Origin of the sequence: Streptococcus handemini, from assembly GCF_040984445.1 — a bacterium.
GTDB lineage: Bacteria > Bacillota > Bacilli > Lactobacillales > Streptococcaceae > Streptococcus > Streptococcus handemini.
Map to the genome: position 1 here is coordinate 1 of NZ_JBFRYH010000120.1, position 1,285 is coordinate 1,285.

The 1,285-nt window shown below is 43.1% G+C and carries 3 protein-coding genes and 2 pseudogenes; all 5 read left to right on the top strand.

The genetic code is table 11. From position 1 onward, the window contains the following. Positions 1-108 (top strand): annotated as a pseudogene (locus tag ABPH35_RS10795) (IS30 family transposase); the annotation flags it as partial. Positions 109-185: 77 nt separating this feature from the next. Continuing rightward, positions 186-410, top strand: a complete 225-nt coding sequence (locus ABPH35_RS10800; RefSeq protein ID WP_349989674.1) for a hypothetical protein — start codon at positions 186-188, stop codon at positions 408-410. After that, on the top strand, positions 403-684 hold the full coding sequence (locus ABPH35_RS10805; RefSeq protein WP_349989675.1) for a hypothetical protein: 282 nt from the start codon (positions 403-405) through the stop codon (positions 682-684). The genes ABPH35_RS10800 and ABPH35_RS10805 overlap by 8 nt, the downstream gene beginning before the upstream one ends. Before the next feature lie 144 nt (positions 685-828). Further along, entirely contained in the window at positions 829-963 is a 135-nt protein-coding gene (locus tag ABPH35_RS10810) for a hypothetical protein (protein ID WP_349989676.1), read from the top strand. Positions 964-976: 13 nt separating this feature from the next. Continuing rightward, positions 977-1,135, top strand: a pseudogene (locus tag ABPH35_RS10815) (SH3 domain-containing protein); the annotation flags it as partial. Positions 1,136-1,285 lie beyond the last annotated feature (150 nt).

Consider the following 1,285-nt stretch of genomic DNA (forward strand, 5'->3'; position numbering starts at 1 on the left):
AAAAATGCGACGCAACAACAAGTCGCATTTATTGAAAACTGGATTAACAACTATCCAAAGAAGATATTGGGTTACAAATCTCCTAGAGAATTTTTACAGACTGGCTAACTTGAACTTGAAATTTAGCTACGGGAGTGGTACAACGCAAATTGGCAGCGATTTAGCGAGAGGAGATATTAAAATTGATGTTTGAAAAATTGAAACAGTATTTGGGTCTATCAACCCAAAAGAAAGTAGAGCGGTTGCCTGATGAAACTGAACAGTGGCGAAGTTTAGCGATTGAATATTGGCAGATTGCTGAAAAAGAAAAACTGGGTCATCGGTTGGCTTTGGCAGAGGCTGAAAAGCTAGGGGCGCAGGTCGATTATTACAAGAGTTTATTAGATTTACACGAGGTGAAATATGAGTGATGTTTTAGGTGGCGTAGTCTTTATGCTGGTGTTCTTGATGATTTGTCTGGGTGTGGCAATAGTTGACCAGTACAAGTTAGAGCAAGAGCGTAAAGAGCGTGAATTGCAGTTGATTCGTGAGCGGGAATTGGAGCGGGCACGAATGGAGGCGGTCGCAGAGGCGGAAGCTGTGCGAGTTGCACAGATTCGTCAGTCGCTAGCGAGCTGGACACCGATTCAGTTTGAAGCGCAGAAGCCAAAAGCAAATAGAAAGTACGGTGTGAAGTATGCTTAGTAACAGACTGAGAAAAGAATGTGAGTTGGCGTGGCATAGGGCTAGCGCAAGAGAACGAGAGGCAGTTGTGGATGTTCTTGGCGACAAGGTGCAGTATTTCAAATTGATGCGGTTGTTGCATAGAAAGCATGTTAAGGAGGGGGCATGATGGCAGATACAAGACGAATTAGCGAAGCGCAGGAAAAATACATCGATAGTCAGATACATTTGTTTGACAGGATTTTGGCTAAGGTCGATAGTACGTTTGAATTTGAGAACTACGATAAATCTCAGCGGTGAGATCGTGCATGTCTATCAGCTGGGTGATTCTGTCCGCTACGATAGTAAAGGCTCGGCAAATGGCTACCGCTGGATTTCTTATATCGGTCAGTCCGGCAAGCGCAACTATATGGCCATTGGTCAAACAGATGAAACTGGCAAGCGTATCTCACTTTGGGGTACCTTGGCCTAATAGACAAACCCGCTCAGAGAAATCTGATATACTCCCCATATAGTAGACAGTGAAAAAACCAAAATTCACTAGACACTATAAGGGGAGTTTTCACATGTCCAAAAGAAGTCCAAAATCAGTAGAAGAAAAGTTAGAAATTGTTTGCTTATT

Bases quoted from the DNA above. Each gene is read 5' to 3' on its own strand.
- ABPH35_RS10800 (WP_349989674.1), top strand. From the start codon at position 186: ATGTTTGAAAAATTGAAACAGTATTTGGGTCTATCAACCCAAAAGAAA.
- ABPH35_RS10805 (WP_349989675.1), top strand. From the start codon at position 403: ATGAGTGATGTTTTAGGTGGCGTAGTCTTTATGCTGGTGTTCTTGATG.
- ABPH35_RS10810 (WP_349989676.1), top strand. From the start codon at position 829: ATGATGGCAGATACAAGACGAATTAGCGAAGCGCAGGAAAAATACATC.